Genomic DNA, 24,834 nt, shown 5'->3' with positions numbered 1-24,834 from the left:
TCTAAAAATAGTGTGATACAATTCACAAGCACAGCGGATTCACGATTGACTCAAAATGTCAATTTTGCTTCGCAAGTCAATGGTTAATTGTCAATTCTAAAAATATCATGATAAAATTCACAAGCGTAGCGAATTCACTATTCACTATTCACTATTCACCATTCACCTATTTGTTTCTAAAATACAAAATCTGATTTTATTCTCTGCACCTGAGCTTCAGCTCCCGTTTCAGCTCTCTCATCGTACAAAGCATTGGCATCTTTTCCTGCAATATATCTCAGCTGATCTTTACCATCCGTGGCGGCTTCGTAAATAACCCTGGCAATATCTTCCGGTTTTGAATAATTTGAAATCTGTTCGGGGCTGTATCCTTCACTCACTTTTGCCACTAACTGTCCGTACGCTTCATGCGCGGCTCCATCCAAAGACCGTCCCGCAAAATCGGTCTGTATGCCTCCCGGAGCTACAATTTTCACCTTAATTCCGAATTGTGCCAATTCATATCCCATAGATTCTGAGAATCCGTCAACGGCAAATTTTGTTGCGCTGTAAATAGAACACGTAGGAAAACCTATTAATCCAAAACTTGAGGTAATATTAATTAAAACACCGTTCTTTTTCTCCCTGAAATAAGGCGTAAAACTTTTCGTGATACGGATCACTCCCATCAGATTCGTTTCGATCTGCATTTTAATCTGCTCATCAGTAAAAGCTTCCAAAGGCCCTATTAATCCATATCCGGCATTGTTCAGAACTACATCTACGCTATAGTTGCCAAGAATATAATTCACGGTTTCATTAAGCTCCTGTGGATGGGTGACATCAAGTTTCAGAACCGTTACGTTTTCAAGTTGGGTAAGCTCGGTTTCAGTTTCCGGGTTTCTCATCGTTGCAATAACGTTCCAGCCTTTGCTCTGAAATAGTTTAGCCGTTGTTTTTCCTAAACCTGATGATGCTCCTGTAATAAAAATTGTTTTTTGCATTATAGTAAATTTTATACTGCAAAATTCCTGAGAATTCAGGATTTAAAAGTAACCAAACTGAGTTTGATTGTAGCTGTTTTGACGAAAGGTAATAAATAGTTGGAAGTTGGATTAAGATATTTTTTTAGATATCAGACATCAGACTTTCAACCGGAATAAAGGACGTCAATGGTGAATTTTGCTTCGCAAGTGAATGGGGAATGCTAGATGTTAGACACCAGACATCAGATATTAGACAATCATTTATTAGCTTAAGACTACCAACCAACAACTCATAAACCAGCAACTAGCAACTAGCAACTAGCAACTAGCAACTAGCAACTAGCAACTAGCAACCAAAATTAATAAACTCTCTCAAACCCGTATTTCGGCACCTCATCTTCCTTTCCTTAAAAAACATAAATATCCTATTTCGAACTCAGGTTAAATAGGTACTTTTGAAAAAATAAAAAACCAGGCTCTATGAAACAGCTTTTATTACTTCTATTTTCAGTGATTGTCAGTGCTGTTGAGGCCCAGAATCTGTATTCCAAAGCTTATGGCAACCCAAAAGACGTACCTGTTATTTTCATCCATGGCGGACCCAGCGGAAATGCTACTCTGTTTGAAGGAACTACCGCTCAAAAGCTTGCAGATATAGGGTTTTATGTGATTGTTTATGATAGGCGCGGCGAAGGAAGATCAAAAGATGACCATGCCACCATGACTTTTAAAGAAAGTTTTGAAGACCTCAACCAAATCTATGCAACGTACCACCTTAAAAAAGCCAATATCCTTGCTCACAGTTTTGGAGGAATTATCGGAACCCTGTTCACAAAACAGTTTCCTGGAAAAGTAAGTTCACTGACGTTAGCCGGTGCATTATTTTCTCAGCAGGAAACCTATGATCATATTTTAAAACAGGCTAAAGAGAAATTCAAAAATGATCCTTCACAGCTTCAGGAGATTACTGAGATTGAAAATTTAAGCAAAAACTCGGCTGCTTACAGGAAGAGATGCTATGAAATGGCCAGTAAAATGAATTTCTTCAATATGCCTTCTCCTACTCAGGAAAGTAAGCAATTGAGACAGGAATATGAAGCCGGTGAATTTTATGCCACTAATTTCAGAAACCAGGAATCACCGCTGAAGTTTTATAAAAATGAATCTCAGAACAACCTGGACAATACTTCTGTTTTGAAAGAAATTAAAAAACACGGAATCCCAATTTTTGCTGTTTATGGAAAAGATGATGGCATATTTTCTACGAAACAGCTCAACGATATGAAAACCATCGTCGGCAAAAATCATTTTAAGAGTATTGATAACTGTTCCCACTATCTCTTTGTTGACCAACAGGATGAATTTTTACAATTCATGGGTGGAAATCTAAAATAAAATGTAGTTTTGTAAACATGCGAACCACGGGAACCTCTATGAAAAACTATAAAGCACTCATCATGATGCTTATATTGGCTTTTTCATTATCGCCGTGTTCTGTGAAAAGAGATCTTCTCGGTATTTTTGATGTTCAATATATCAGTGGTTTAAATAAAGTAAAAACTACAGACTCCGTTCAATCCTATTCTTGTGACAGCGCAACGGAACGTTTTTCAGGCAGAGCTTCTGCTTCAAAAAGTGTTTTAAAATCTAAGGAGAAAAAGTACTTTACAGACACCACTCGATTGCCTGAGGAAACAATAATCCGTTTTCAAAACAAGTATTCCGGAACAACCACCGGAAACAGTCCACCGAAATACATCCTGTTTAAAAGATTGAAATTACATGTGGTTTAGATTTTTATCTGAATCAAATTTTCTATAAACAGTCTTTTAATACAATACAATTTCAATGAAACATACTTCAGACAGCCAGTCTTATGATCTGGCCGGACTTTATACTTTATCACTCCGTCTCGTGATCGGATGGACCTATTTTTCAGCATTCTGGCGCAGACTCGTCCTCGAAAACAAACTTATTCCCGATGAAGCCGGATATATCGGTGAAAAATTCAATCATTTTCTGCCTAATGCCTTAGGAATAAAACCAATTATTGAATATCTGGTTACCCACCCCGATGCTTTGGAAACATCAATGATTACCTTTACCCTTATTGAGGCTGTTGTAGGCCTGTTCATTATTTTAGGTTTATTTACAAGATTAATGAGCCTCGGAATTTTCGGTCTTGCTATGGGAATTCTTCTCGGTTCGGGCTGGATCGGAACGACGTGTCTGGATGAATGGCAGATCGGCGTTTTAGGAATCGCGGGCGGGTTTGTTTTATTCCTTACCGGAAGCGGTCCTTTCTCACTGGATCATTATTTCATAAAAAAAAATAAGGCCTTCACTCACAAAAAATGGTTTCTGTGGCTGGGTTCCGGTGTGCTTCCTTTATCGAAACCGAAAACGCTTGTGCTGGCGGGATCTGCTTTTATTTTCGGGCTTACGCTGTATACCAACCAATATTTCCATGGCGGGGTCTGGGGAACGCTTCATAATAAATCGGTAAAACCTAAGATTGAAATTTCCAACGTTTCAGTGACTGCTTCGGATCTGACATTTGAAGTGTACAGGACGCAGGGCGTGGATGTGTACGGTTCTTTTCTGATCGGAATTCAGTTTCTGGATAAAAACGGAACTGTTTTAAAGGCATTAGACCTCAAGGATCTTGCAAAGTTTCCTAAAGAAAATATTAAAAATCATTATGTAGCGAAAGTAAAACCGGGGAAACACAGTTTGATTATTCCACTGGGTTCAAAGGCTGATCTGACGGTGAGTCTCCATGATATTCAAGTGAAAAAAGAAGAGATTCATACGGTAAAGCTGATCGATATCAGTGGGATTGAATGGACTGCGGGCGTAAAGTAAGAAACTTAAAATTGAAACATTAAGATTCTTTAAGTGATTAAGAATATTAAGTTTAAATGCTTCGTGAACTTCGTTCGTAAACATTCTGTTTATGCTCAGCATGACAGCGCATAAAACCAGTTAGTATTAGAAATGTTATGCTGAGCGGAGTCGAAGCATCTTCTTTCCATAAAAATTATACAAAAAAAAACCTCCGGAAATTCCGGAGGTTTTCTATTTCAACTGATTTAGTGCATGGCTTCACTCAAATCTATTTTTTCTTTGCTCTTTCGCTCTTTTACTAGTAAGATAAACGGAATACAAATTAAGAAGGCAATTCCTAAATAAAGGAAAACATCCATGTATGACAGTACTGTTGCCTGTTTGGTGACCGTCATATCCATCATTTTATAAGCTGCGTTCATGGCACCATCAGGAGTCATTCCTTTCGCCATAAAGCTTGCTTTTAATCCATTCAATCTCTGCTGGACATCAAAATCATTGGAGTCTAAATGTGAAATCAGATTCACCCTGTACTTCTGGCTGGCATTGGCTATAAATGTTGTGATCGCTGCGATCCCGAAAGATCCGCCCAACTGTCTCATCATCCCTGTAAATGCTGCTCCCTGACCAATTTCCTGACCTTTCAGTGTACTCAATGATAATGAGGTGATCGGAATAAACAATAATCCTAATCCAGCTCCTCTCACCATCAACATCCAGAAGAATGCTTCTTTACCAGTGTCCGGAGTTAAAATTTTATACCCCCAGAAACTGTAAACGAAGAAGGTAAATAATCCTAAAGATACTAAGATCTGCTGTTTTACCCCTTTTGAAAGTAACTTTCCAATAATAGGCATCATGAAGGCGGTTGTTAATGCCGCAGGAATCATTAATGCTCCTGATTCTAAGGCCGTCCACCCTAAAATACTCTGGGTATACAACGGAACGATAAACGTAGAACCATATAAACCAAATCCTAATACAAAGGACATGGCGGTTCCAATCCTTAAATTACTGTTTTTTAAAACTCTCAGCTCTACAATCGGGTACTTGAAAGTAAGTTCTCTCCAGAGGAATAATATAAATCCTAAAACTGCTGATACTGTAAATAAGACAATCCATCCACTCGCAAACCAGTCTTCCTCATGTCCTCTTTCTAAGATATACTGTAATGAACCTACTGTAACGGCCAATAAAGCGATTCCTAACCAGTCTACATCCGAAGCTTTACGTTTTTCAGCGTATTTCGGGCTCTTTATAAACTGTAATGTCATTAAAGTGGCCGCAATCCCGATAGGAATGTTGATATAGAAAATATAAGGCCAGCTAAAGTTATCTACAATATATCCTCCTAATGGCGGACCCAATGTAGGACCAATAATGACTCCCAAACCATAAATAGCCTGAGCCATACTTCTTTTTTCAACAGGATATGATTCCGTAATGATGGTCTGTGATGTTACCAGTAAGGCTCCACCTCCAATCCCCTGACAGAGTCTGAAAAATACCAGTTCCCAGATATTATCTGCATTACCGCATAAAAAAGAGAATACGGTAAAAATGATAATAGAAGCTGCAAAGTAATTTCGTCGTCCGAACTGTTGGGAAAGCCAGCTTGTCATGGGTACGATAATCACGTTACCAATGGCATAAGCTGTAATTACCCAGCCCACTTCGGAAAGGGTAGATCCCAGGTTACCCTTCATCTCGTTCAGGGCAACGTTCACAATCGTGGAATCCACAATTTCCAGCAAAGCACAAAGAATAGCTGTGATCGTAATGATCACTCTTCGGGCTCCGTATTCTACTAATGAATCTTGCATAGTTTTTTACGATGTAAAAAGGTGAATTGTCAATGGTTAATCAACTTCATTTGTCAATTTTCAATCTCATGTTATCCTCAGCAATTGACTTGCATCAGCAAAATTGACAATTCACTTATTTCACAGTTTTAATATTATTTAAGCGAAACTTCTGCTTTCACGTTCATTCCCGTTCTTAGCTTCTTAGCGATATTCGGGTCCAGTTTTACGAAGTCTATCTTTACAGGAAGTCTTTGTACTACTTTCACGAAGTTACCACTCGCGTTATCCGGAGGAAGAATAGAGAACGTAGAACCTGTAGCCGGAGAGAATGAACTTACCACTCCGTCAAATTCTGTATCCGGGAAAGCATCGATCTCGATTTTCACTTTCTGACCTTCTACCATTTTATCAACCTGAGTTTCTTTAAAGTTGGCTACTACCCATTTCTGGTCGTTTTTCACTAAGCTGAATAACTGAGATCCCGCCTGTAAATACTGTCCTGCCTGGATAGGAACTTTTCCTACAAATCCGTCTTCCGAAGCAAGGATAATGGTGTAAGAAAGATTCAGTCTTGCATTTTCCACATCTACTTCTCTCTGCTTAGCCACGGAACCTGCCACGCTAATCTGCTGAGAACTTGCAGCAGTCTGGGAAGACGCTACATTCGTTTGCTGAGCGATCTGATTTCTCTGATCTACCAAAACCTGCAATTGTCTGTCTGCAGATTGTTTTGCTGCCAAAGCCTGCTCATATTGCTGCTCAGTAATAGAGTGGTCTTTTACCAGAACGGAATATCTTTTCAGATCCTGATTGGTTTTCCAAACGTTGACCTTCGCTGCTTCTATCTGAGCATTGGCCGTTGTTACAGCTGCTTCTGAAGTATTGATACTTTTAGACGTTGCTGTAGTAGTAGCCTGTGCGTTTGAAATATTGCTTTTTGCAGTCGTTAATGCTGCTTCAGCCTGTACCAAAGCCATTTTCTGGTCTCTGTTGTCCAGGATCACCAAAGTATCTCCTTTCTTTACAAACTGATTATCTTTTACTTTTACCTGCGTCACATAGCCTGAAACTTTAGAAATGACAGGGCTCATGTTGGAAGCAATCTGTGCATCATCCGTTTCTTCGTGAAGCTGTCCGTAAGAATATGTTCTGTACCCGTAAATTCCTCCTACCACAACGACAACCGCTAAAATAATCGGGAAAACTAAACTTTTTTTCTTTTTAGGTTCAATTACTGGTGTATTATTATTTTCCATTTTTGGTCTTAATCTTTATTTAAATGTTAAAGTTCCTGTAGTTTGTAATAGTTTTCTGTAAGCCAGTGCTGCATCTGCTTTTGCATTGATAACTCCTACATTTGATGCAATCTGAGCGGCGTCGGCATCCAAAAGTTCGGTCATGGTTGCCAAACCGTTGTCATATTTATTTTTTGTGATTCTGTAGTTTTCATTAGCTTGTTCAGCAGCTTTTTCATAGACTGATATTCTCTTTTTGGAGTAATCTGTATTCTGATATTCTCTGTTTACATCAAGCTTAATATTATCATTCAATAATTCATCCGTTGCTGCTAACTGCTTTTCTCTTGCCTGAGACTGTCTTAATGAAGAATTTTCTTTCCAGATATTGGACAAATTATAAGAAATTCCTATTCCCACATTCACTGCATTGTAAACAGTAAGAACTTTCGGAACGTCTGCCGCTACATATCCTCCGGTAAATGCTACTGAAGGAAGGTTTTCAGCTTTTGCCGATTTTGAACCAAGCTCGGCCGCTTTTCTCTGCTGAGCCAAAGCCTGTAAGTCTTTACGGTTTTCTCTGGCTTCATTGACGTAATAATCAACAGCTTTTACTTCGGAACCTTCATCGATATAATTCTGATCCACTTCAATTTCTGTAGTTTCAGAAATACCTAACAAAAGATCCATATTGATATTGGCAATATTGTAGTTGTTTTTGGCTTCCAATAATTGCAATTCGATATTTGAAGTCTGAAGGTTTGCTTTTAAACGGTCGTTTCTTGCGATCACTCCGTTGTTTTCAAGTTTAAGAAAAGTCTCATCTCTCTTTTGAGAAGCGGTAAGGTTTTCCTCTAAAACTTTGATGGACTGATTAGCTTTAAATAAATTATTGTAAGCCTGAGCAACGTTGTAAGCAATCGCTATTTTATCATTCTCGGTGCTTAGTTTTGAAGCTTCCACAAGATATTTTGCAGACTGGATACCATATTTAATTCTTCCACCGCTGTAGATTGGAACACTTAAATTAACGGTTCCGTAAGCCACCTGATGTACATCCGGACTTGCTCCTGCTGCTCCTGAACCACCACCAATCTTTAGATCAATTGTGGGTTTGATGGGAAGATACATATAACTTCCTGACACTTTCAGTTCCGGAAGCTGTCTGTTTTTGGCTTCCAAAAGATCTGCCGTAGCTTCTTCGATCTTGGCGGCATCGATCTTAAGGTTTTTACTGTTCTGGATTCCCAGCTGCACGGCTTCGTCGAGAGTGAGCTGTTTTTTCTCCTGAGCATTAATGGCTGCAATTCCCATAAACAGGGATAATGCGAACACCGAGTTATTTATTCTCTTCATAACCTAAAAGGTCTTTTAGTAAATATTTTATATGTTTATTAAGTTCTGTGTAATATTTTTCATCAAATACTTCATCGTCGTCAGGATCGTTCAGGAACTCTTTGTACATTTCCTTGGCATTGGATGCATAAAATAAAGTTCCGCTTACCGTAGCATGAAGTAAATAGATGGGAGGATTTTTGGTGAAAATTCCTTTTTTAAGTCCGCTTTCAAGAACCTGCGAATACATGGAGATAAAGCCCATCTTAGTCTGCTTGAGAAATTCCACGATCTGCGGATTTTGTGTATAAAGCTGTTCCCGCTGCATAATTCTGTAAAAGCATTTTTGATGTCTTACTCTTCCGGAAAACTGATCCACCACTTTCTCTATCTTCTGCCAATCATTGATATCCGTTCTTTCCAGAATATCTTTGGCAAAGAACTGTCCTTCATTCATTCTGTACTCAACCAATTTCTCATACAGTTTTTCCTTGGATCCGAAATAATAGGAAATCATAGAGATATTTACATTCGCTGCCTTGGAAATTTCCCTGGTGGAAGTTCCTTCAAAACCTTTTTCAGCAAAAAGCTTCTCAGCAGCAAATAATATATTTTCTTCTTTTGAAACCATAGTAATTCTATTTTTCAGGGTGCAAATGTACACAAGATTTTTAAAAAATCAAACGATTGATTGGTTTTTTAATGATCTTTTAATATTAGCCAAGATAAATAACTGAGAATTAATATAGTTGGAGCTCATTTAATTTGGATAATTTGTGAAAATTATTTATATTCCTTTAATAATGAGCATAGTCTGGTATCTTATTTTATCCAAAAACAGACAGAGAACACAGATCCTTCAGTCCACTACAAAAAAAATCCGGCTGACATGCCGGATCTTCTGTTATGAAAACAGGATCTTTATTGGGTAACAATCATTTTTTTGGAATCAATTAATTTTCCGTCAGCCTGGAGATTGTAGATATACGTTCCGGGCGTGAGCGCACGGGCTGAGATACTGATCTGTTTCTCCCCTTTTTTTACGGGAATAGATTGGAGCTGTCTTCCACCCATATCAAAAACCACGATGGATACATTTTCTCCGGCAGCATTAAACCGGATTACAGTTTCCTGATTAAAGGGATTCGGAACGTTCTGTTCCAGTGAAAACGATGATGAAGCAGCAGGTTTATCTACTAGCGCTTTTCTTGTTTCAGAAACTCCGTTGATCTTCGCTTCCAATGCGGCCATTCTTTCTTTGAGATCTTTGATTTCGCTTTTCTGTTCTTTAAGCTCATTCAGCAGCAGAGGAATAAATTCAATATAATTAAGGGCATAGTTTCCTTTTTCATCAATAGATACAAGGTTCGGGAACTCTTTTTCCACTTCCTGAGCGATGAAGCCGTAATGTAATTTTTGAGAATCATTTCTTTTTTCCCCTTCTTTCTTCTCTTTGAACGTATAGGAGTAAGATTTGATATTGAGTAAATTCGGAGAAAGATCTTTTAAGGGTTGGATATTATCTTTTAGTCTTCTGTCTGAGGTTGTGATGAAAGAAGAAGCCTTTACATTAAACATGACATCTAAACCACCAACCACCCAAAGCTCATTATTTCCTTTGGACATTAAATCAACACCACCAAAAGAATCGCCGGTATAAGCATTAACAAAGTCCAATTTTGAAACATGTCTGATAGAGTTTATTACAGTTCCGTTATTAAAATATGGGTTGGAATAAAGCTCAATGACTGAGGATTTTAAATTCCCCAGATTGTCGTTGTACACCATCCTGTTCTCATTGGTTGTATTCGACAAGGATCTAAGCCCAAAAACTCCATCCTTGCTTAGCCAGTTGATTAAAACCGATGGCGGATTCAGCAGACTAAAGTTTTGGTTATACACTTCAATAATATTCGTCACGTTAGGAATGGTTCTGGTATATCCATGATTTATCTTCAAAGCCGAAACGGCAGGGCCACTGTTTATATCCAGTTTAGCAACAGGTGCTGTATTACCTATTCCTACATTTCCCATAGTCGTAGTTCCCGTCCAAACACTTTGAGCAGAAATGGAGAAGAAAGCTCCGGATAATAAAAATACACATAAAGAAGTCTTGATTGGTCTCATAATATATTGGTTTAAGGTTGGGTAAAAAACACATCTGTTTTTTTCTTTCATAAATATACTTCGACCTTAAAGCTCTGCCGACCACCAATAAGCAAGTGTATACATTTCACCAGTAAATGAAACAATATGAAGATAAGTGTAAAAAAACACAAATATAAAAGCCCGAAACAGATCGGGCTTTATGAATATTTTTGCTATTAAGGTTCAAATAAAACCTTGTGCTTTTATTTTCTAAGAATTTTTATGAATGTAGCGTGATAATTTAATCCCAAGATCCGTCCAGACAATTTTAGGATTTCCATTTCTTGTCAGATGAAGATCCGCGGTACTGATTTCTTCTAAAATACTTTCAATATTGGCTCCACTTATAAATTTCGAGAATCCGGCCCAGTTGAAGCCGTCTGCATCTATCTTTTTATACACCAGGTTCTCAGACTGGTAGTTCTGAAGAAGGGCAAGTCTGAAGATTTCGGAACAGTAGTTCAGGAAGTTTTTCTGCTTTTCTCGGTTCCATCCTGCAATTTCTCTGGCCCAGAAGATGATACTTTTAAGGAACTGAGGTTTCTTTTTTACCATAAATGCATCACGCACCCACTGGATAAAAAGCTTTTCAAATTCGTCGCTTTTATGTCCGGAGTTTAAAATTTTCAGAGCATCATTAAGATCTCCCTGTGCTTCGTGAACAATCTCTCTTATTTTTTCAGCAGAAACTGAGGCATTCTTTTTAAGGTAATTTTCCAGGTCTTCATCATTGAGTCTCGGAACTTCTACAATCTGTGTTCTGGAAAGAATGGTCGGAAGAATGTCGTTGGCTGTTTCGGCGGTCAAAAGAATAAGCGTCTTTGCAGGCGGTTCTTCTAAAAACTTTAGAAATTTATTCGCTGCCGCAACATTCATTTTATCAGCTCTCCAGACGATCAGAATTTTGGTTCCGCCCTCAAAACTTTTCAGGGCAAACTTCTGGTTCTGGTCATCTATTTCATCAGCAGAAATAAAAAGCTGTTTATTTTCAGATTCAAGAAAAGCCGTCCAATCGTCATAGCTCGCATACGGAGAAGCCATGATCATTTCTCTGAAGTCTTCGAATTTATTTTTGCTTAACGAATTTTTGTTATCGGTAAAAACGGGGAAACAAAAATGCAGATCCAGATGGTTCAAATGTTCCACTTTTGAGGCTGCGTGCTCGTTTTCTCTGCTAAAAACCTCCTTAGCATAGGCTAAAACCATAGGGAAAGTCCCATATCCTTCTTTTCCTAAAAAAAGCTGTGCATGGCTTACTCTGTTTTCGGTGATACTTTCCTGAAGAAGTTTTTTCAGATTTTCCTGTCCGGCGATGTTCTCCCAATTCATGTTCCAAAGATAAAAAATCTTATCTCAACTGAGAAGATTAAGTATATTTAATATAGCAGAAAGGTTTTACAGGTTGGAGAGTTTGAGGGTTTGAGAGTATATGGGTGTGAAACCGGTTGGTGATAATTAAGCTAACGAGTTATTGTCTGATGTCTTGTGTCTGATATCTGACATCTGACATCTAAAATCTTGATTCTTGGCTCTTGGTTCACTTTCCCAATAGGAAACATCAATCATTCAATTAGACGAAATCAGATTTTAAATCGTACACAATATAATTTTTAGCAATACATTTGATTGGTCAATTTTTAATTAACTTACTGATATCATTTCAGTACACATCTCAATCATTAAATAATAATAAAATGAATAAAGAATCGGAACAAAAAATAAGAGACGTATTCCAGCAACAGAAGGCGTTTTTCAAAACCCATCAGACTAAAGATATTGAATTCAGAAAAGCACAGCTACGAAAATTCCGTGAAGTGTTTTCAGCTCATACCGATGCTCTTTGTGAGGCTTTGGATATTGATTTAGGGAAAAGCAGAAAGGAAGCCGAATATGTGGAAATTCAAATTGTCATGAGTGAACTCGACTATTTGCTGGAAAATATAGACGAATGGGCAAAACCCACTCCGGTAGAATCCAAACCGCATCCATCCGGTGCGGAAGTGGTGAGCAAAATAATATATGAACCTTATGGCGTGAATTATATCATAGGCCCTTTCAATTATCCGGTTCAACTGACATTCAGTCCACTTACCGGCGCATTGATTGCAGGGAATACAGCCATCATTAAACCATCTGAAAATACGCCTCACGTAGCTAAAGTTCTGGAAGATATTGTTAAAGCATCCTTTGACGAATCGTATGTTGCGGTAGTTCAGGGGGCCATTGAGGAGAATACTTTATTGCTCAGCCTTCCTTTTGATTATATTTTCTTTACTGGAAGTCCAAATGTTGGAAAAATCGTTATGAAAGCTGCTGCTGAACAACTTATTCCATTAACGCTGGAACTGGGAGGAAAATCACCTACGATTGTTCATCATGATGCAGATCTGGATAAGGCGGTTGCTAGAATTTCCTACGGAAAATGGATCAATTGCGGACAAACTTGCGTTGCTCCGGATTATATTTACATTCATGAGTCTGTCAAGGATCTCTTTGTTGAAAAATTTAAAGCCTATTTAAATGCCACTTATAAGGATGGGTCATTAGGGAAAATAGGAAAAATTGTCAACCAGAATCAGATTAAACATCTTGCAGGTTATCTGGAAGCTGCTCCTGAAAAGGTAATCTATGGTGGAAACTACGACCTTGAAACCCGTCATTTTGAAGCCACTCTTATGGATCAGGTGACTTGGAATGATCAGGTGATGCAACAAGAGATTTTCGGTCCTATCCTACCGATACTGACATATACCGATATTGATGCAGCTCTGGAAGAAATAAACAGCAGACCTAAACCATTAGCTCTATATGTTTTCTCGGAAAATCAGGAATTTGCAGACGATGTACTGAACCGTACAACAAGTGGTGATGCAGAAATCAACAGTACCATCATTCATGTGGGATCTCATTATTTACCATTTGGAGGTGTCGGAACTTCCGGAATGGGAAAATACCACGGAAAGTTCAGTTTTGAAAATTTCAGTCACAGCAGATCTGTACTTCAGGTAAAATAATTTACCTATTTAAGACTTAAAAAGGACCATTCACCGCATATGAATGGTCTTTTCCTTATAATAGAATTGCTATTTTTATTCGTGAAAAATTGCATTTTTCTTTTAAAGATAGGCCCTTAACAAACTTTAACCACTTATAATTTTTACAATTCATTAATATTTAAGATATTTGCGCATTGTTTTAAAAATAAAGAATGAAAAAAATCTTTGCGGTATCATTCATATCAGTTGGATACTTCCTAAATGCACAGAGTATAAGTAACTCTCCGTATGCAACTTATGGAATTGGAGATGTAAAATATGATAATACTATTGAAACTGCCTCTATGGGTGGTATATCTACTGCTTATATCAGTGATTTCACGAGCAGCTTCAATTTCGCAAACCCTGCGAATAACTCTAATTTCGAGCTTACAAGTATCAGACTGGAAGCTACCAACGAAAACAATTACTTCAAAACTAATTACAACGATACGAAGTCTACCAAACATTCTACGTATCTTTCTAATATTGCAATAGCCTTTCCTTTGTCGCCAAAGGTAAAAATGGGGATTTCCTATCAGCCATACAGCTCTAAAAGCTATGATATTCTAAACTCCAAAAACTATAATACTACCGACCCCAACAACTCTGAGGGAGGATATTATACCAATCGTTTTAAAGGAAGTGGAACTCTAAACACTGCACAGGCAGCCGTTTCTTATAAAATCGACCAGAATTTTGCTGTAGGTTTGAGAGCCAATTTATATTTTGGAAATCTTTACGACCTGAATGAGCTTAAATCTTATGATAAAAACGGTGTTGCAAATGCTGAATACATCAACGGTTACGAAACCAAAAACAGTATTAAAAACTTTAACTTCACCCTGGGTGGAAGCTACCAGAGTCTGAATACACGTACTGACAAAAAATTGACCATCGGGGCAACTGCTACCTTTGGAAATACCAGTAACATGACTACTGACTATACCAACAGTACCTACAGATATTCTGATGCTGCTGAAAGTGTTAAGGCTATGGAAACTGTTATAGAAAAGAAAACGACGAGTTCTAAAAACCTTCTTCCATTACAGGCATCCTTAGGGGTAGGTTACGGAAGCGAAAACCAATGGTTTGTTTCAGGACAGCTTGACTATAAAAAAGGAGAAGATATTTCTTATTTCGGAAAGACTTTTGACTTCCAGGATACGTACAGAATCTCTGCCGGAGGATGGTACCTGCCGAATTACAACAACTTCAGAAATTATTTCTCAAGAGTGATCTACAGATATGGAGCGTTTTATGAAAGAGGAAACCTTAAGATAGATGGCAACAGCATCAATAAATTTGGAATCTCTGCCGGGGTAATGCTTCCATTCAAAACAAGCAGTATCACCAGAATGAGTGGTCTTGAAGTAGGTGTAGAACTAGGAAAAAGAGGAACTCTTAAAAACGACCTGATCAATCAGAATTATATCAACCTGAGAATCGGTTTCAATTTTGCTGACAGATGGTTCAGAAAGACTCTTTACAACTAAAATGAATTTTTCAATAAAAATATCATATAAAAATATAGCATGCCTTTTTAGTTGTGCTATATTTTTTATACTGACATCCTGCGAGGAGGACCTTACCAAGGCCAACGGAAGTAAAAGCAAGAACTTCCCTTCACAGATCATCAATAATGCCAATATTATCCAGAGGGATTCCGGGTTTATCTCATTAAAGGCCAAAGCTCCGATCATTGAAAAATATGAATTGATCGACAGTCCTTATGTAGTGGCCAGAAAAGGAATCAACATCGAGTTTTTCGATAAAAAGAAACCTAAAGTCCCAGGTAAAATTACAGCCAAATACGCCCGTATTTTTGAATATAAAAAATTCTACGAAGCAAAAGGTGATGTAAGGATCACGACCAATGAAGGACAGCGTTTTGCCATGCAAAGCATTTATTGGGATCAAAGAAAGAACAGAATCTACACCAAAGACACGGTATACGTTACCATGGAAGACGGCTCTACCCTTGTAGGCGCCAATGGAATGACCGCTAAAGATGATTTCTCGGAATATACTTTCTTCAATAATTCCGGAGACTTCAGTACAAAAAGACTAGAAGAAAAAAAAACACCACAGTAATATGAGGTTTCAGGCTATTGGGCTGATGTCCGGAACCAGTCTGGACGGTCTGGATATATGTTTTGCCGCTTTTGAGAAACAGAACGACTGGAATTTTCAGATCCTTAAAGCAGAAACCCTTCCCTATCCTGAAAACTGGGAAGAAAAGCTCAGAAACTCCATTCATTTATCTCCAGAAGAATTACTGGAACTTCATGCTGAATACGGCTTTTATCTTGGTGAAAAGGTCAGAGAATTCATTGACAACAATCAACTTGAACATATTGATCTGATTGCTTCCCATGGGCATACGGTTTTTCATCAGCCCCAAAGAAAGTTTACGCTACAGATCGGAGACGGAAGAGCCATAAAAGTACAGACAGGTTCTCCTGTTATTTATGATTTCAGAAGTCAGGATGTTTTGATGGGAGGAAACGGGGCGCCTTTAGTCCCTATCGGAGATGAATTGCTCTTTTCTGAATATGATGCATGCCTCAACTTAGGTGGGTTTTCCAATATCTCCTTAAAACAGGATGGTAAAAGAATAGCATTTGATATTGCCCCGGTTAATATTGTACTGAACAGGCTTGCGCAGAAATTCAATAAAAATTTTGACGAAAATGGTGACCTGGCGAGAAAAGGTGCGATTGATCAAGATCTTTTAACAAAGCTTAATTCTATTGAGTTCTACAGCCGGTCACATCCCAAATCATTAGGCATTGAATGGTGCTGTGAACATATTTTCCCGTTATTGGAGAACATTGAAACAGTAAATGCTATGGCGACTTTTACTGAACATGTCGCTCATCAGATTTCAGAGGTCATTAATAAAAACAATTTACAAAACATCCTCTTCACTGGAGGAGGCACTTACAATACTTTCCTGATTGAAAAAATCAGAGAAAAAACAGAATCTGCAATCATTATTCCGGAAAAGGAGATCATTGATTTTAAAGAAGCACTGATCTTCGCCTTTATGGGTGTTCTAAGGTTTAATAATGAAATCAATGTACTGGCTTCTGCCACCGGAAGCACAGCAGATCATAGCTCGGGGTTAATTTGTTGATTTTAAATCAGACATCAGATTTCAGACATGAGATTTCAGACATGAGACATCAGACATTAGACAATAACTCGTTAGCTTAATTATCACCAACCGGTTTCACACCCATATACTCTCAAACCCTCAAACTCTCCAACCCAAAACTCTCCGACTCTCCAACCCGTATCTCGCATCACGTACCCCGAAACTCTCAAACTCTCAAACTCTCAAACCCACATCCCATACAGCAATAAAAAAGTCCTGAAAATTCAGGACTCCTATTTATTTGTAAACTTCGATCTTATCGGTGAGTGTATTGATAAAGTTTTGAAGTGGCTTTTCTACCATCATTTTGATAAAAGGATTAAACTTTCCTTCAAAAAGCATCTGAACTTCAGTCTGAGTATCATTAACAGGGTTTAAAGCGGCCGTTAATGTAAAATCCAGACTTGAGCTTGCTGACTTCAAAACAGCTTTCTGCTCCGTCACTTCATCTATTTTCAAAGCAATTTCAGGCATTCCCTGAAGACCGAATTTGAATCCGTTGTCTCTTGTTTCGAATTTCTGAAGACCGTCCGGCATAAAATCTTTATAGTTTTCAGGCGATTTCAATATTTCAGACAATTCTTTAGATGATTTATTGACAATAATCTTTCGTCCTTCTAAATTCATTTTTTATTTTTGTATTTAAATTCTTAATTCTTACAAATATATGTATAAAGTTTTTGTGAACGAAAAAAAATTATTGGTGTCTAAGCATCCCGAGCATCTTGAAAAAGAACTTAGGTACGAAAGTTTCACAACTTTAGAGATGGCATTGGATATTTTGGAAAACACTTCTGTAAAAGAACTGAATGTTTTCGGTGAGAATATTGAAGAGATCTGGAAGGAGTTTGAAAAACTTTTCAGAATCATAGAAGCTGCGGGAGGCCTTGTGAGCAATCCTCAGGGAGAGCTTCTTTTTATCAAACGTTTAGGCAAATGGGATCTGCCGAAAGGTAAGATGGAAAAAGGGGAATCCCGCGAGGAATCTGCCATAAGAGAGATTGAGGAGGAAACCGGTCTCAAAGACGTTGAGCTTGTAAAATTCATCAATACGACTTATCATATTTATATCGAAAGAAACGGCGAAAAGATCCTTAAATGCACGCATTGGTTTGAAATGAACTTCAATGGTGAAGATACCTCGAAACCGCAAATCGAGGAGGGCATCACTGAAGTAGCCTGGAAAAACACCGCCCAGATTGAGGATGAAGTTTTCCCAAGCACTTTCCAGAATATCAAACTTATTGTAAACGATTTCTGGAATCTGAAGCTTAAATAAAGTCTATCGATTTTTCAAGAGCAATTCCTCTTGACCCTTTTAACAGGATATTTTCAGACTGGATTTTATTCTGCTGAAGATATTCTATCAGTTCTGCAGTATTGTCAAAAGACAATGCTGAAGGATTGACGGTTTTAAAATGTTTTCCTACAGTAATAATCTGGTCAAAATTCAATTCAAGAGCAAGATCTAAGATGTTCTGATGTTCTTTCTCGCTCTCTGTACCCAATTCAAGCATATCTCCTATAATAATGGTCTTGCTGCCTTCGAACGTAACAAAGTTATGCAGAGAAGCCGCCATCGAGCTTGGATTGGCATTGTAGGTATCGAGTACTAATGTTCTCCCCTCTTTTTTCACCACCTGCGAACGCATATTGGTTGGCGTATAGTTTTCAACGGCATGTTTTATTTTTTCGAAGCTAATGCCAAAATGAAGACCAAGGCTGGCTGCCGCACACAGATTGGTAAAATTATATTCTCCGGTCAGTTTTGACACTGCTTTTACTCCCTTAAATTCAAGGCCTACAAAATGCTCTTCTGAGAACAGTCCGAACTGATAATCTGAATTCTCTTTTCCAAAGGTAATTTTTGGACTATATTTTTGAGTTTTCTCTGCCTGAACTGGATCATTCTCATTGACGACAATAGTTCTGTTATTGCTTTTTAGATAATCATACAATTCAGATTTACCTTTTATCACGCCTTCAAATCCTCCGAAGCCTTCCAGATGGGCTTTCCCAAAATTGGTAATATATCCGAAATCAGGCTGGGAAATGGTACAGAGAAGTTCTATTTCCTTCTGATGATTGGCGCCCATTTCGATAACCGCCATTTCATGTTCCGGTTTAATGGAAAGAATCGTGAGTGGAACTCCGATGTGATTATTTAAATTTCCGTAGGTATATTGTACATTGAATTTCTCCGAAAGTACTGCATGGACGATCTCTTTGGTAGTGGTCTTTCCATTGCTGCCGGTCAGTCCAATGATTGGAATATTAAGCTTATTTCTGTGGTAAACGGCAAGCTGCTGCAGAAATTCAAGGGTAGACGGAACATAGAAAATGTTTCGGTCTTTATTTTCAAATTCCGGCTGCTCTACGATCGAGGCCAGAGCACCATCGTCAGCGGCTTTTTCTGCTAGGGTTGCAGCATTGAAATTATCACCTGAAAAGGCAAAGAAAATATCATTCTTCCCGACTTTTCTGCTGTCGATCGTTACTTTATCTGACTTTAAAAATAAAGGATAAAACTGTTCTATATTCATAGTTCAAAAATAAAAAAACCTTCCGGAAATCCGGAAGGTTTTTTATAAGTATTTTGATAATATTATCTTCTAGTTCTGCTCTTGTCGCTAGCTCTAGCATCCTGTGCAACACGGAAGCCAATCCATCCGTAAGCTTTGCCCTGGTTTTTGTATCTTCTTTGTCCCGGATCCAGCCAATATGCTGTATCCTGCCAAGAACCACCTTTTACAACTCTTACGTCGTTCGACATAGCTGAAGTTCTGTCTTTAGTATCTTTCATCATTTTCACTCTGCCTCCTGCATCTACTACAAATCTCTTTTGAGGAGAGTTGTACATATCATAAGCAGCGGCTGAGTCTGAAGCTCTGTAGTATTCTAAAGAAGACTGTCTGTCTCCATCTCTGTAGTTTCTGTAGTCAGCGATAGTTTCTCTTTCAAACTGTCCTGGAAGCCCTCTGTACACTAATCTTCCGTCGGCTAACGTATCATACTTGATAGTTCCTTCGTCGATCATTTTGTAAGTTCCGTCACCGTTTCTTACAACAGCCTGAGGCATGTTCCCTCTGTAGTAATTGAAATCACTGAAATCTTCATCGATGATAGGTCTGTAAACATCAGCCGTCCATTCAGAAACGTTTCCGTACATACCGTAGATTCCAAGATCGTTAGATGGGTATTGTCTTACATCTGCAGTTTGAGCAGATCCGTCGTTTTTCCATCCTGCAATACCTGAATAGTCACCTGTACCCATTTTGAAGTTTTCAAGGAACATTCCTTTGTCTCTTCCTTTGGTACCTCTTAATCTTTCGATCTCAGGTTTCTTACCTTTGTATTGGTTATATTCTCTGTTTTTAGCCATACCAAGAGCTGCATATTCCCATTCTACTTCGGTAGGAAGTCTGAACTTCTGAACCATTGAAGAGTTTGGAGCTCTGTTTGCAGAAAGAAGTCTCTGGTTGGTTGTTTTCATACCAGATTTTTGCTGCATTCTTTTCTCGTTGATATATCCCTGCATTTCCGGATCATTCGCTTTGAATTTATCCATGTTGAATGCTGTTCCTCCCTGGTTATTGGATTCGTTGATATACAAATCTTTAGCAATAACTCCGGCCTGCATCAAAGCTTTTTCATTTGCTCTGTCTGTAAGCCATTCACAATATCTGTTTGCCTGAGTCCAGGAAACTCCTACTACCGGGTAGTAATCGAATTCTGGCGAGCGCAGATATGTTTCATTATAATCGTTTCTAGCGAGTTTATTATCCCATAAAAGAGTATCTGGCAAAGCGCCGTTATAGATCTCCTTGAAGCTAGGATCACTAGGTGGAAATACGTACTTCAACCATGTAAGGTATTCGCGGTATTCGTAGTTAGTAATTTCTGTTTCTCCGATAAAGAATGAACTCACCTGCATTCTGCGCGGTGTGTTATTCCAATCATGCATAACATCATCTTTCACTAATCCCATTGTAAAAGTTCCACCTTCTACATATACCATTCCTGGCCACCCCTTCTGTTTTTGTTGCTTTCCTGCAAAAAACCAACCTTGTTTTTCGTTTGGTTTCCAACCCGTCTTGCTGACAAATTTTTTAGTACCGCCTCCTTTGCTGGTCCCGGATCCGCCACAGCTGGTTAATGCAAGTGTAGAACTTAATGCTATTAATGAAAACAACTTTAGTTTTTTCATAGTCGATATAAATATTTTCAAAGTACAAAGAAAAAATAAATTATTCAATAAATCAAGTAAACATTTGATTTTTTTGAAAAACGTTAACAAATTAATTTTATTGTATCACAATTTAATTCTAAAATTTTCATTTTATTTGTAATTCGGAAATTTCAATAACAGACATGAAACAAAAAATCACCTTTTTATTACTATTCTCTTTTGTATCAACACTTTGGGCCCAGAGAAAAGCCATAGAATGGGAAGGCTCAAAAATCCTGGATTTTGGTGACACAAAATTAAATCTTCCAAATTTCAAAAATGAAGGTTTTTCGTTCAGCCAAAATAACGTTTTTATCATCACCAAACAAAAAATAGGAGAAAAGCAACTGAAAGTTTCGGATCTCGCCTGGGAAAGTGTTTCGAATAAAGATCTCTATGATCTTGACAAAGGAAGACTGCCTGAATTTGAAGTGGCGGATGTTGCGTATTATACACTGGAGGGAGAAAGGTATGCGAGCATCAGCGTCTCTTTATTTAAAAATGTAAAAGGACGTGTCCTTAGACTTTCTTCATTTAACATTTCTGAAACTTCAGCTCCCAACAATAGATCAGGAAATGGAAACAAAGTGGGAACGACAAACAACCCTCTTTCGAGTGGCGGTTTTTATAAAATAAAAGTAGACAGATCCGGTATATTTAAAATTACAGCACAGTTTTTAAAAGATAACGGGATCAATCCTGCTTCTGTAAATCCGAAAAACTTCAGAATTTACGGAAATGGAGGGGTCATGCTTCCCGAACACAATCAGGATACAAAATACAGCGCGCTTCAGGAAAATGCAATCCAGGTTGTAGGAGAAGAAGATAATGTGTGGAATGACGGAGACTATGCATTGTTTTATGCTCAGGGTCCCAACGGATACAATCTGTACGATCATGCCAACGGAAGCGGTTATAAAAGAACCGATACCAGAACGGATACGAGTAACAACCTTAAAAATATTTACGAAGATTTTTCATACTACTTTATTAATTTCGATAAAGGTCCCGGTAAAAGAGTACAGCCTGTAGATGCCAATCTTCCGGCAGGAAATTTAATTACCAGATATGATAATTACCAGGTGGTCAATAACGACCAGAAAAACCTTTTAAAGGTAGGAAGAATCTGGGTGGAAGATGCGCCATTCACAACGGATAAAGCGGTCACCTTTACTACTGGATCACCTATTCAGGCTGGTGATGTCATCAGGTACAGAACTCAGGTTGTGGGCTACAGAGCACAGCAGAACAGCGTGCAATTTAAGATCAATAACCTGAACCCGACACCTCCGTTGGCTGTTCCTGCTAATACATCAACATACGTGTATGATTTTTACCAGCTGAAATACGACGGTACGATATCTAATCTGAACGGAAATCAGATCACCATTAATTATGCTCCCAATATTTCTACAAATCCTAACGGAGCTTTCTACTTCGATTACGCTGAAGTGCAGTACAAGGATAATCTAGCCTTCAATGGTTCTCAAATGAGCTTCAGGGATTTCTCTATCGCCAGCGGATCCAATACAAATTACGGATTTGGTGTTTCCAATGCAACCAACCTTGAACAGGTATGGGATGTGACTGACATTACCAATGCCAACAGAAGAATAAATAAAGCAGGTGCAGGAAGTTTTAATTTCGGTTATATTGCTGCTGACCCTAGCTTTAATAATGAGTTCGTCGCTTTCCGGGCTGATGCGGCTTTTAACCCTCAGTTTGTAGAAAGAATTGCCAATCAGAATCTTTCTGCTCTTCAGAATGTAGACTACCTGATTCTTACTGTTCCCGAGATGATGGGACAGGCACAGAGACTCGCCAGCTATCACCAGACGAAAAACAATTATACGGTAGAAATCGTAGATCCGACTAAAATTTACAATGAATTTGGAAGCGGAAGCAGGGATCTTACTGCCATCAGAGATTTTGTAACCAAACTCAACACCGGCGGAAGACTTAAATATGTATTTATTCTGGGAGACGCTTCATTTGATTATAAAAATAGAATATCCGGGAATTCCAATATTGTGACCAGCTACGAAAGTGAGCAGTCTGCAGACTTTGTAGGATCTTATGTAACGGATGACTATATTGTCATGACGCAACCTCAGACTACGGCTTTCATTGAAAACAACCTTCCGGATATTCCGGTGGGAAGAATCCCTGCAGCCAATGTGACGGAAGCAGGAGATATGATGAACAAAACCCTAGCCTATTATAATGCACTTCCGGGACAGTCTTCCCCTTTTGGCGAATGGCGTATGAAGCTGGATTTCGTAGTGGATGATGACCAGGATGGAGGAAGTCCTTTCCATAATGTGATGAATGCTACCCTTGCCAGTGTTTTTGAACAACCGGGACAACTGGAACTGAAAGAATACAACGTAAGAAAACTATACTTAGATGCCTTCCCTGCGCAAAGTACTGCCGGAGGACAGAGATATCCACAGGTGACTCAGGCTATTTCCAATGATATCGGAAACAGTCTTTATCTTTTCTATTTCGGACATGGAGGGATCAACGGATGGGCACAGGAAAGAGTACTGACCAGTACGGAGATCCAAAATTCCAACAACTTCTCCAATGTATACAGCAGATTTCCTTTTGTATCTACCATTACCTGTGAATTTACATTGTGGGATGAGCCGGGTACTTCTTCTGCAGGAGAACAATTCATTAAACTAAAACAGGGAGGCGCATCTGCGATGATCACATCCAGCCGTGCCATCGGGGTAGATTACGGACGTCTCTTTACAGATACCTATACAAAGAGTATTTTCAAACTGACCAATGATGATTTTGAAACGTTAGGATATGCTCATTTAATTGCTAAAAAACAAAAGGGAGCCAATATTGACCACCTGAAAGTAAATTTCCTTGGAGATCCGGCAATGAAGCTGAGCAGACCTCAAAGAAATCTTGTGATCGATGGTATTGAATCTCCGGTTCCGGGACTGATCAGAGGATTGGACTTTATTAAAGTAAAAGGACACATCAACAATCCTAACGGAACAGTGAATACTACTTTCAACGGAAGAGTTTCCATCCACATTTTTGATAAGAGATTAAATAAAAAGACACTGAATAACGACGGAACTCTAGTTCCTGCCACAATGGACTACACAGAAGAAGGAAGTGCTATCGTAAAAGCTTCCGGAATGGCTGTAAACGGAGTATTTACCGTAGAATTCTATGTTCCTAAGGATATCAACTACGCGGTAGGACAGGGAAGAATCCTTGGATATGCCGACAACAAAGGAACGGATGTATTTAACAATCAGCCAGTACAGGTGGGAGATATCAACCCGAACGGAATTAATGACAGCGAGCCTCCAAAAGTAAAACTGTATATGAACAATACAAACTTTGCGGACGGTGGAATCACTAATCAAAACCCAATGCTTTTGGCATGTGTTACAGATGATACCGGGATCAACTCTACAGGATCCGGTGTAGGTCATGATATTACCGTTTATCTGGACGGGCAGATTATCAATACCGTTGTTCTGAATGACTTCTTTGCTTCCGGTGAAGGAAACGGATGTCTGAGCCCAAGCCTTGCCGACTACCAGAAAGGAAATGTAACCTACCCTTTCAGAAACCTGGCAATAGGACAACATCAATTAACATTTAAAGTTTGGGACATAAACAATAATTCGACAAGTGCTACGTTAAACTTTGAGGTTAAGGATGAAGCTGATCAGCACCTTATCATTAACAGACCGCTCAACTGGCCGAATCCGTTTACCAATAAAACGTACGTGCAGTTTGAACATAACTGTGATGATATTTTGGATGTGAATGTTCAAATCTATACAATTACAGGAAAATTAGTAAGAACATTATCTCAGGCGGTAGTCGCAGAACCGTTCCTACAGGGCTTTAGAACGCCACGTCAGGCAATAGAATGGGACGGAAGAGACGATTTTGGGGCAACTGTTGCAAAAGGTACGTATATTTTTAAGATATTTGCAAAAAGTCAAAATCAAGAAAAATGCAAAGGAAGTGCTACAGCTGTAGAAAAAATGGTACTTTTGAAATAAATTAAATAATACATAGATAATAATATTTAT

General features: G+C 38.5%; 19 protein-coding genes. 9 read left to right on the top strand and 10 right to left on the bottom strand.

Annotation, left to right across the window (positions count from 1 at the left end; genetic code table 11):
• Positions 1-176 precede the first annotated feature (176 nt).
• Positions 177-983, bottom strand: coding sequence for an SDR family oxidoreductase (locus N0B48_RS07480; protein ID WP_259837936.1), 807 nt, complete (start codon positions 981-983; stop codon positions 177-179).
• Between the two features lie 462 nt (positions 984-1,445).
• Between N0B48_RS07480 and N0B48_RS07475 the strand changes: the two genes are divergently transcribed.
• From N0B48_RS07475 to N0B48_RS07465, 3 genes are read left to right on the top strand one after another with little or no spacing between them, the layout of a single operon-like run.
• Entirely contained in the window at positions 1,446-2,360 is a 915-nt protein-coding gene (locus N0B48_RS07475; RefSeq protein WP_259837934.1) for an alpha/beta fold hydrolase, read from the top strand.
• Positions 2,361-2,377: 17 nt separating this feature from the next.
• Positions 2,378-2,758, top strand: coding sequence for a hypothetical protein (locus N0B48_RS07470; RefSeq protein ID WP_259837932.1), 381 nt, complete (start codon positions 2,378-2,380; stop codon positions 2,756-2,758).
• Between the two features lie 55 nt (positions 2,759-2,813).
• Positions 2,814-3,830 carry a TQO small subunit DoxD gene (locus tag N0B48_RS07465; RefSeq protein WP_259837931.1) on the top strand — a complete coding sequence of 339 codons (1,017 nt, stop codon included), beginning with the start codon at positions 2,814-2,816 and terminating at the stop codon, positions 3,828-3,830.
• A gap of 227 nt (positions 3,831-4,057) precedes the next feature.
• Here N0B48_RS07465 and N0B48_RS07460 read toward each other — a convergent pair whose 3' ends face one another.
• From N0B48_RS07460 to N0B48_RS07435, 6 genes are all read right to left on the bottom strand, one after another.
• Positions 4,058-5,635: a DHA2 family efflux MFS transporter permease subunit gene (locus N0B48_RS07460; RefSeq protein WP_072922062.1), complete on the bottom strand. Its 1,578-nt coding sequence runs from the start codon at positions 5,633-5,635 to the stop codon at positions 4,058-4,060.
• A 134-nt stretch (positions 5,636-5,769) separates the two neighbouring features.
• The gene (locus tag N0B48_RS07455; RefSeq protein WP_259837927.1) at positions 5,770-6,873 is read right to left on the bottom strand and encodes an HlyD family secretion protein; all 1,104 of its coding nucleotides are present in this window, start codon (positions 6,871-6,873) and stop codon (positions 5,770-5,772) included.
• 15 nt (positions 6,874-6,888) lie between these two features.
• On the bottom strand, positions 6,889-8,208 hold the full coding sequence (locus N0B48_RS07450; protein WP_259837926.1) for a TolC family protein: 1,320 nt from the start codon (positions 8,206-8,208) through the stop codon (positions 6,889-6,891).
• Entirely contained in the window at positions 8,192-8,818 is a 627-nt protein-coding gene (locus N0B48_RS07445; protein WP_259837925.1) for a TetR/AcrR family transcriptional regulator, read from the bottom strand. The genes N0B48_RS07450 and N0B48_RS07445 overlap by 17 nt, the downstream gene beginning before the upstream one ends.
• 290 nt (positions 8,819-9,108) lie before the next feature.
• The gene (locus N0B48_RS07440) at positions 9,109-10,314 is read right to left on the bottom strand and encodes a tail fiber domain-containing protein (protein ID WP_259837924.1); all 1,206 of its coding nucleotides are present in this window, start codon (positions 10,312-10,314) and stop codon (positions 9,109-9,111) included.
• A gap of 231 nt (positions 10,315-10,545) precedes the next feature.
• Positions 10,546-11,664, bottom strand: coding sequence for a DNA polymerase III subunit (locus tag N0B48_RS07435; protein ID WP_259837923.1), 1,119 nt, complete (start codon positions 11,662-11,664; stop codon positions 10,546-10,548).
• Positions 11,665-12,029: 365 nt separating this feature from the next.
• Between N0B48_RS07435 and mdlD the strand changes: the two genes are divergently transcribed.
• The 4 genes from mdlD (at position 12,030) to N0B48_RS07415 (ending at position 16,509) form a co-directional block, all read left to right on the top strand.
• Entirely contained in the window at positions 12,030-13,349 is a 1,320-nt protein-coding gene (mdlD, locus tag N0B48_RS07430; RefSeq protein ID WP_259837922.1) for an NAD(P)-dependent benzaldehyde dehydrogenase MdlD, read from the top strand.
• A 194-nt stretch (positions 13,350-13,543) separates the two neighbouring features.
• Positions 13,544-14,866 carry a BamG family beta-barrel-assembly machinery protein gene (bamG, locus tag N0B48_RS07425; RefSeq protein ID WP_259837921.1) on the top strand — a complete coding sequence of 441 codons (1,323 nt, stop codon included), beginning with the start codon at positions 13,544-13,546 and terminating at the stop codon, positions 14,864-14,866.
• 1 nt (position 14,867) lies between these two features.
• Entirely contained in the window at positions 14,868-15,464 is a 597-nt protein-coding gene (gene lptC, locus N0B48_RS07420; protein WP_259837919.1) for an LPS export ABC transporter periplasmic protein LptC, read from the top strand.
• Position 15,465: 1 nt separating this feature from the next.
• On the top strand, positions 15,466-16,509 hold the full coding sequence (locus tag N0B48_RS07415; RefSeq protein ID WP_259837917.1) for an anhydro-N-acetylmuramic acid kinase: 1,044 nt from the start codon (positions 15,466-15,468) through the stop codon (positions 16,507-16,509).
• A gap of 258 nt (positions 16,510-16,767) precedes the next feature.
• Here N0B48_RS07415 and N0B48_RS07410 read toward each other — a convergent pair whose 3' ends face one another.
• On the bottom strand, positions 16,768-17,157 hold the full coding sequence (locus N0B48_RS07410) for an SRPBCC family protein (RefSeq protein WP_259837916.1): 390 nt from the start codon (positions 17,155-17,157) through the stop codon (positions 16,768-16,770).
• 40 nt (positions 17,158-17,197) lie between these two features.
• On the opposite strand from N0B48_RS07410, the gene N0B48_RS07405 reads away from it, so the two are divergent.
• Positions 17,198-17,809, top strand: coding sequence for an NUDIX hydrolase (locus N0B48_RS07405; RefSeq protein ID WP_259837915.1), 612 nt, complete (start codon positions 17,198-17,200; stop codon positions 17,807-17,809).
• On the opposite strand, the gene N0B48_RS07400 is transcribed toward N0B48_RS07405, so the two are convergent.
• Positions 17,802-19,073: a UDP-N-acetylmuramoyl-tripeptide--D-alanyl-D-alanine ligase gene (locus N0B48_RS07400; protein ID WP_259837914.1), complete on the bottom strand. Its 1,272-nt coding sequence runs from the start codon at positions 19,071-19,073 to the stop codon at positions 17,802-17,804. The two genes, N0B48_RS07405 and N0B48_RS07400, sit on opposite strands and share 8 nt — an antisense overlap.
• A gap of 62 nt (positions 19,074-19,135) precedes the next feature.
• The gene (gene gldJ / locus N0B48_RS07395) at positions 19,136-20,737 is read right to left on the bottom strand and encodes a gliding motility lipoprotein GldJ (protein ID WP_259837913.1); all 1,602 of its coding nucleotides are present in this window, start codon (positions 20,735-20,737) and stop codon (positions 19,136-19,138) included.
• A 164-nt stretch (positions 20,738-20,901) separates the two neighbouring features.
• Between gldJ and porU the strand changes: the two genes are divergently transcribed.
• The gene (gene porU / locus N0B48_RS07390; RefSeq protein WP_259837912.1) at positions 20,902-24,804 is read left to right on the top strand and encodes a type IX secretion system sortase PorU; all 3,903 of its coding nucleotides are present in this window, start codon (positions 20,902-20,904) and stop codon (positions 24,802-24,804) included.
• Positions 24,805-24,834: the final 30 nt, after the last annotated feature.

The organism is Chryseobacterium herbae (assembly GCF_025154075.1).
Lineage (GTDB): Bacteria > Bacteroidota > Bacteroidia > Flavobacteriales > Weeksellaceae > Chryseobacterium > Chryseobacterium herbae.
This window is presented reverse-complemented; position numbering and strand designations above follow the sequence as displayed.